This is a genomic window from Vibrio sp. AND4 (genome assembly GCF_000171815.1).
GTDB lineage: Bacteria > Pseudomonadota > Gammaproteobacteria > Enterobacterales > Vibrionaceae > Vibrio.
Genome location: NZ_ABGR01000052.1, coordinates 1 through 7,466 on the forward strand (window position 1 = coordinate 1; position 7,466 = coordinate 7,466).

Annotated in this window: 6 protein-coding genes, 2 rRNA genes and 2 pseudogenes; 2 read left to right on the forward strand and 8 right to left on the reverse strand. The window is 46.2% G+C overall.

Annotated elements, in window-relative coordinates:
* Both AND4_RS17990 and rrf read left to right on the forward strand, forming a co-directional pair.
* Nucleotides 1–289: ribosomal RNA gene (locus AND4_RS17990) — 23S ribosomal RNA — on the forward strand; the annotation flags it as partial.
* 120 nt (nucleotides 290–409) lie between these two features.
* Nucleotides 410–526 (forward strand): 5S ribosomal RNA (gene rrf, locus AND4_RS17995).
* A 90-nt stretch (nucleotides 527–616) separates the two neighbouring features.
* Here rrf and AND4_RS18000 read toward each other — a convergent pair.
* The 8 genes and pseudogenes from AND4_RS18000 to AND4_RS18035 form a co-directional block, all read right to left on the reverse strand.
* Nucleotides 617–1,156: pseudogene (locus AND4_RS18000) on the reverse strand (IS630 family transposase); the annotation flags it as partial.
* 429 nt (nucleotides 1,157–1,585) lie between these two features.
* The gene (gene fis / locus AND4_RS18005) at nucleotides 1,586–1,882 is read right to left on the reverse strand and encodes a DNA-binding transcriptional regulator Fis (RefSeq protein WP_000462885.1); all 297 of its coding nucleotides are present in this window, start codon (nucleotides 1,880–1,882) and stop codon (nucleotides 1,586–1,588) included.
* A 23-nt stretch (nucleotides 1,883–1,905) separates the two neighbouring features.
* Nucleotides 1,906–2,874: a tRNA dihydrouridine synthase DusB gene (dusB, locus tag AND4_RS18010; RefSeq protein WP_009844413.1), complete on the reverse strand. Its 969-nt coding sequence runs from the start codon at nucleotides 2,872–2,874 to the stop codon at nucleotides 1,906–1,908.
* A 138-nt stretch (nucleotides 2,875–3,012) separates the two neighbouring features.
* Nucleotides 3,013–3,900, reverse strand: a complete 888-nt coding sequence (gene prmA / locus AND4_RS18015; RefSeq protein ID WP_009844414.1) for a 50S ribosomal protein L11 methyltransferase — start codon at nucleotides 3,898–3,900, stop codon at nucleotides 3,013–3,015.
* A 134-nt stretch (nucleotides 3,901–4,034) separates the two neighbouring features.
* Complete coding sequence (gene accC / locus AND4_RS18020) at nucleotides 4,035–5,375, reverse strand: acetyl-CoA carboxylase biotin carboxylase subunit (protein ID WP_009844415.1); 1,341 nt, start codon at nucleotides 5,373–5,375, stop codon at nucleotides 4,035–4,037.
* Nucleotides 5,376–5,389: 14 nt separating this feature from the next.
* Nucleotides 5,390–5,854, reverse strand: coding sequence for an acetyl-CoA carboxylase biotin carboxyl carrier protein (accB, locus tag AND4_RS18025; RefSeq protein WP_009844416.1), 465 nt, complete (start codon nucleotides 5,852–5,854; stop codon nucleotides 5,390–5,392).
* 59 nt (nucleotides 5,855–5,913) lie between these two features.
* Nucleotides 5,914–6,363: a type II 3-dehydroquinate dehydratase gene (gene aroQ, locus AND4_RS18030; protein ID WP_009844417.1), complete on the reverse strand. Its 450-nt coding sequence runs from the start codon at nucleotides 6,361–6,363 to the stop codon at nucleotides 5,914–5,916.
* A gap of 405 nt (nucleotides 6,364–6,768) precedes the next feature.
* Nucleotides 6,769–7,466, reverse strand: a pseudogene (locus tag AND4_RS18035) (AMP-binding protein); the annotation flags it as partial.

The following is a 7,466-nucleotide window of genomic DNA, read 5'->3' on the forward strand; positions in this document are numbered from 1 at the left end:
TCTGCCGTGGGCGTTGGAAGATTGAAGGGGGCTGCTCTAGTACGAGAGGACCGGAGTGGACGAACCTCTGGTGTTCGGGTTGTCATGCCAATGGCATTGCCCGGTAGCTAAGTTCGGAATCGATAACCGCTGAAAGCATCTAAGCGGGAAGCGAGCCCTGAGATGAGTCTTCCCTGATACTTTAAGTATCCTAAAGGGTTGTTCGAGACTAGAACGTTGATAGGCAGGGTGTGTAAGCGTTGTGAGGCGTTGAGCTAACCTGTACTAATTGCCCGTGAGGCTTAACCATACAACACCCAAGAGGTTTTGATGGACTCAAAGCAAGAACAGATTGAATGTGTGAGAACAAAAACAGCTTTCCGAATGATTGTTTTTAGGTTGAATTAGACCTGAAGACAAAAAGAATTTGCTTGGCGACCATAGCGATTTGGACCCACCTGATTTCCATTCCGAACTCAGAAGTGAAACGAATTAGCGTCGATGGTAGTGTGGGGCTTCCCCATGTGAGAGTAGAACATCGCCAGGCTTTAAATTTGAAGAAGCCCACTCGCAAGAGTGGGCTTTTTTACGTTTGCACTAAAGTAAAATACCCCAGCAGTAATACCAATCCGGAAAATTAACTGATCAGGTTTATCCAATCTCTTCTGCTTATTTTTGTGACACGATCTTGGCACTCAAGAAATCCATTCCAAGCGCGACAAACCTTGGAAACAATGTTGTTATAATCAGTGAAACTTTGATTCGCTAGATAATGTTGTCGCAACCAACTCCAAACTTGCTCTATAGGGTTAAGCTCTGGCGAGTAGGGAGGAAGCTTAATAGTACTGACGTTATTAAACTCTCTCGCAATATCATTGGTATGCCAGCCTGCACCATCCATTATAACGACAGCATGACGTCCTTTTTTAGTAGCCTTAGATATCTGCTCTAAGTGCTTGGTCATTATGTCCTTGTTAACCCAGGGAACCACCATGGCTTCACCAATTCCTCGTTCAGGGCACACCGAACCAAACAAATAAGCGTATTCAAATTGCTGTTGTTTTACCACGCGAGGCCTCGTTCCACGAGTCGTCCAAAGACGTGTCGTCGTGTTCTGTTGGCCAAACCTAGCTTCGTCTTGAAACCAGACATCAACACTCTCTAGCCCAATATGACCGGAGTGGTTTGTTTTTCATCCAAGATATGGCTATGAGCTCTTCTGCGTTTCTCTCAGGGTCGATAGAGCCTAATAGGTAGGTTTGCTTCGAATTGTTACTATTTTACGCAATTCGGCCTTGTGCTGCGTTAGGTCTCGAGGTGAGTAGCTGTGTTTTTTTGGTTCGTTTTGAAGCCATATGCCAGACTGCCTCGGTTGTCTCTGATCTTTGAACACGTGACTCACTTTACGACTGATCTCTTTAATGTGCTAAATATCAAATATCGCACAGTGGTGGGGTGGAGAGAGGCGAAGAGTGTGACTTCAGGCTTTATCTGTGGAGATAGGGTCAGTTAGGGAAAGTAGAAAGGCAATACGTTTCTAGAAGGTAATAAAAAAGGCTTAACCATTGCTGGCTAAGCCCTTTTTAAAAAACAATCTATGAACGGATTAGTTCATGCCGTATTTTTTAAGTTTCTTGCGAAGAGTACCGCGGTTGATACCCATCATGGTTGCTGCGCGAGTTTGGTTACCGCGAGTGTACTGCATAATGGTATCTAGTAATGGCTGTTCAACTTCAGCTAGAACTAATTCGTATAGTTCAGTCACTTCCTGGCCGTTTAGTTGAGCTAGGTAGTTTTTAAGAGACGCTTTAACAGAGTCGCGTAAAGGCTTTTGAGTAATCTGGTCTTGTGACGTTACTGTAGTTACTGTTAATGCTTCTGAAGTCAGATTTTGTTCGAACATATTCGGTCTAGCTCTTCTCTTAATTATGATGCAACGTTATCAAAATAACCCTCTAACGCCTCAAGCTGCAGCTCAGCTGCATCGATAGCGTTGAAGGTACGGCGAAACTCACTCGCTTGCTCATGCGCTTTTAGATACCAACCTACGTGCTTACGCGCGATACGTGGACCCAAGAACTCCCCATAGAAACCATGTAGAGCGTTAACATGACCAAGCATAATGGCTTTCACTTCCTCACCGGGAAGCTCATCCATTGTGGTGCCGTTTTCCAAATAGTGATGGATTTCCTGGAAAATCCAAGGACGACCTTGGGCTGGGCGTCCAATCATTAAAGCGTCTGCACCGGTGTACTCCAGTACATACTTCGCTTTTTCCGGGCTATCGATATCACCGTTTGCGATAACCGGAATAGATATAGCTTGTTTAACCGCCTTAATGCTGTCGTATTCGGCCTCACCTTTGTACATACACGCTTTTGTTCTGCCATGCAGTGCTAGAGCCTGTATGCCGCAGTCTTCGGCTAACTTAGCGACGTGAACACAGTTTTTGTTTTCTGTGTTCCAGCCAGTGCGGGTCTTTAACGTTACTGGAACGTCTACCGCGTCCACTACCGCAGTCAAAATCTCTTTGATGATGTCTGGGTACTGAAGCAGTGCAGAGCCCGCCAGCTTCTTATTCACTTTCTTTGCTGGGCAGCCCATGTTGATATCGATGATTTGCGCACCGTTTTCAACACTAAATTGAGCCGCATCAGCCATAAGCTGTGGATCGGCACCGGCAATTTGTACAGAGCGAATGCCCGATTCGCCTTCATGTACCATGCGCTGTTTCGATTTTGACGTTCCCCACAGTTTTGGGTTGGAGGACATCATTTCACTGACAGCCATTCCCGCACCATAGCGAAGACACAACTCGCGAAACGGTCTATCCGTTACACCAGCCATAGGAGCTACGATTAGATTGTTCTTAAGTTGATAGTTTCCGATTTTCAAAACGTCATCACAGTTCTGTACCAGCAAGGGCGCGCATTTTACGCATTTTTTTACTGCGTGAAAAGACTAATATTTGAGCATTTACAAATTGTTTTGTAATTTGTATTAAATTCAGTCAATTAGCCCTAAAAACCTTGTCTAGTCTTGCTTACGACCCGAGATACGACACCACTCGTTTCGCTCTGCGATTGGGTCAATGTGAAGCTCGTCACGGTAGTGCTTTGCTACGTCTTCTGCTTGGGTGTCTAAAACCCCCGACATAGCAAGCTCACCATTTGGTTTCACTAGGCCTTTAATGATGGGGGCTAGTTCACGTAATGGACCTGCAAGAATGTTCGCAACGACAACGTCAGCAAGCAGCCCTTCAGGTTGGTTTTGAGGTAAGTAGACTTCAAGTTGATCGGCAACACCATTACGCTCAGCGTTGTCGCGAGATGCTTGCAGCGCTTGAGGATCGATATCGATCCCGATAACTTTTTCAGCTCCTAGTTTGATCGCTGCGATCGCTAGGATGCCTGATCCACAGCCGAAGTCGATGACGGTTTTACCAGAAAGATCCTTACTTTCCAGCCACTCTAAACAAAGTGCAGTGGTAGGGTGGGTACCTGTACCAAATGCAAGACCAGGATCGAGCATTACGTTTACTGCGTCTGGTTCTGGAATATCACGCCAGCTTGGGCAAATCCATAGACGTTCGCCGAACTTCATTGGGTGGAAGTTTTCCATCCATTCGCGTTCCCAGTCTTTGTCTTCTAACTGTTCTACTTTGTAAGCAAAATCGTCTGCTAGCATGTTGCTTGCTGTGATTTGAGTGATGATGAAGTTTGTGTCAGCTTCTGCATCGTACAGTGCCAGAATATCAGTATCGCCCCATAAACGAGTCTCGCCAGGTAGAGGTTCGAATACAGGCGTATCCTGCGCGTCTAGGAATGTTACAGACAGCGCACCAGTCTCTTCCATAAGCATGTCGCCGATTTGTTCAGCGTTTTCATTGGTCGCATTGAGTTTGATTTGAATCCAAGGCATTTGTTGTTGCTCTTAAAGTGAATGAAGTGGCGCAGAGTTTATCAGAACTCTACGATTTGTTTGAGTATAGACTTTATACAAAACAAAAATGCCCACACAATGTGGGCATTTATTATCAGGCTAACTAAGGCTTATTATAGTCCAAGCTTTTTCTCTAGATAGTGAATATTCGAACCACCGTGCTGGAAATTCTCATCATTCATGATTGACTCTTGTAGAGTAACGTTAGTCTTGATGCCTTCAATGATCATCTCGCTAAGTGCGTTCTTCATACGTGCAATCGCTACATCACGGTTCTCACCGTAAGTGATCAGTTTACCAATCATTGAATCGTAATGAGGTGGCACTGTGTAGCCTGTGTAAATGTGAGATTCCCAACGAACACCCATACCGCCTGGCGCGTGGAAACGTTCAATCTTACCTGGTGAAGGCAGGAAACGCTCTGGGTCTTCTGCGTTGATACGACACTCAATCGCATGGCCGCGGATCTTGATGTCATCCTGAGTGAATGACAGTGGTTGACCTGCTGCTACGCGTAGCTGTTCTTTAATTAGGTCAATTCCAGTTACCATTTCTGTTACTGGGTGCTCAACCTGAATACGAGTGTTCATTTCGATGAAGTAGAACTCACCGTTTTCGTATAGGAATTCGAATGTACCTGCGCCGCGGTAACCGATTTCAAGACATGCACGAGTACAACGTTCACCGATGTACTTACGCATTTCTTCTGTAATACCTGGTGCTGGTGCTTCTTCAACGACTTTTTGGTGACGACGTTGCATCGAGCAGTCACGTTCACCAAGGTGGATAGCTCCGCCTTGACCGTCAGCAATGATTTGTACTTCAACGTGACGAGGGTTTTCTAGGAATTTCTCCATATAAACCATGTCGTTGTCAAATGCTGCTTTTGCTTCTGCACGCGTCATAGCGATCGCTTCAACGAGCTCCGCCTCTGAGCGTACAACGCGCATACCACGACCACCGCCGCCACCAGAAGCTTTGATGATGACTGGGTAGCCAATGCGCTTAGCGTGAGCTTTGTTTTTGTCTTCATCGTCATCTAGTGGGCCATCTGAACCTGGTACACAAGGAACGCCGGCTTTTTTCATCGCGTTGATTGCGGACACTTTGTCACCCATCATGCGAATGGTGTCTGCTTTAGGACCAACGAAGATGAAACCACTGCGCTCGACTTGTTCAGCAAAGTCTGCGTTTTCAGATAGGAAGCCGTAACCTGGGTGAATCGCAATCGCGCCTGTGACTTCTGCAGCCGAAATGATGCGAGGGATGTTTAGGTAGCTATCAATACCACGAGCAGGACCGATACATACGGTTTCGTCTGCGAGTAGTACGTGCTTAAGATCGCGGTCAGCTGTTGAGTGAACTGCCACAGTCTTAATGCCTAATTCTTTACAAGCGCGAAGGATACGAAGTGCAATTTCACCTCGGTTCGCGATGACTACTTTGTCTAGCATAAGGCAAGCCCCGCTTATTCGATTACAACTAGTGGTTGGTCAAATTCAATTGGCTGGCCGTCTTCAGCTAGGATCGCAGTTACAACACCTGATTTGTCCGCTTCGATTTGGTTCATCATTTTCATTGCTTCAACGATACATAACGTGTCGCCAGCGTTTACGCTCTGACCAACTTCAACGAATGACTTCGCATCTGGACTTGGAGAACGGTAGAAAGTACCAACCATTGGAGAAAGAACGTGGTGTCCAGCAGGAACGGCTGCTGGTGCTTCTGCTACCATCGCTGGTGCGTCTGCAACTGGAGCGGCAGCGACTGGCGCAGGGGCTGCCATAGGCGCCGCTGCGTAATGAACAGGAGCTGGAGCCGCAGGACCACTACGGCTGATGCGTACTGATTCTTCACCTTCAGAGATTTCTAGCTCAGCAATGCCAGACTCTTCAACTAATTCGATTAGTTTTTTAATTTTACGAATATCCATCTTTTCTTTCTCTTTTATCTTGTGATTAAGACAACCCAAAGGGCTGCAGAGTGTTTGGTCTACTTTAGCTGCAATTTTTTGATTGCTGCAGCCAGAGCGAATTCATAACCTTGTACTCCTAAGCCACAAATTACCCCTTCTGCTTTATCAGAGAGGTAAGAATGGTGGCGGAACGGCTCACGAGCGTGAACGTTCGATAGGTGTACTTCGATAAACGGGATGGCCACGCCAAGTAATGCATCACGCAGCGCAACACTGGTATGAGTGAAAGCGGCTGGGTTGATGATGATGAAGTCCACTTTTCCGTATGCAGCGTGGATAGCCTCAAGCAATTCGTACTCACGATTCGATTGCAGATGTTCAAGTTCCACCCCAGAGTTGCGAGCTTGTTCAGTCAATGCATCAACAATCTGTGCTAGGGTTTGATTACCGTAATGTGTCGGTTCACGCAAACCCAACAGGTTAAGGTTTGGTCCGTTTAGAACTAGAATTCGAGACTTTGCAGACATTATGTTGCCATCTTCCTTTATCGTGAGTGGAACCTTTATATTCCCAAATATACGATAATTCAGAACGGTTTTTTTGTTAAAACCGAACAAATTTCAAAAAATCGACCAAGATTATAGCTAATTCACAGCAATTAGCAGCAATTTACTGGTCTAATCTCCCAATAGGGCCCACCGTTGCTGCAACCAAGTTAACAAAAACAACATAATTGACACGTACTTTCTATGGTTTGTTGGTGCCCGCCTACAGAAAAGCCGCCATAGGTGCGGCGGCTTTTTGGGCTAGTTTTGCATACCAATCGTGGTAAATAACGCGTCATCCTAGCTTGTAATAATGCTCTCAGGCATTATTACTGTACTTATTTGAACACCAACTTATTGTGATTGGCATACAACAGAGTCTTGGTGTTATGCCAGTTCTGCTTTCTCTGCAATCAACTTGTCTACCACGCTCGGATCAGCCAGTGTAGAAGTATCGCCTAGGTTGCTGGTATCACCCGTTGCAATCTTACGCAAAATGCGGCGCATGATCTTACCTGAGCGTGTTTTCGGTAGAGAGTCTGTCCAATGCAATACGTCTGGTGTCGCGATGGGGCCTATCTCTTTGCGTACCCAGTTTTTAACTTCTTTATGCAGCTCGGCTGATGGGAACTCGCCATCGTTAAGTGTAACGTATGCGTAAATGGCTTGACCCTTGATGTCATGTGGGATACCGACAATCGCTGCCTCAGCAATCTTATGGTGTGCAACCAGCGCTGATTCAATCTCAGCGGTACCCATGCGGTGACCTGAGACATTCAGTACATCATCAACACGGCCTGTGATCCAGTAATAACCGTCTTCGTCACGCCGTGCACCATCACTGGTGAAGTACATGCCTTTGAACGTAGAGAAATACGTTTGCTCAAAGCGTTCATGGTCGCCGTAAACAGTACGCATTTGGCCTGGCCATGAATCAAGGATCACCAAGTTACCTTCAGCTGCGGTTTCTTTGATGAGGTTACCCATGTTATCCACGAGCGCAGGCTGAACGCCGAAGAATGGGCGAGTCGCTGACCCTGGTTTTAGGTCTGTGGCTCCTGGAAGTGGTGTAATCAATATACCGC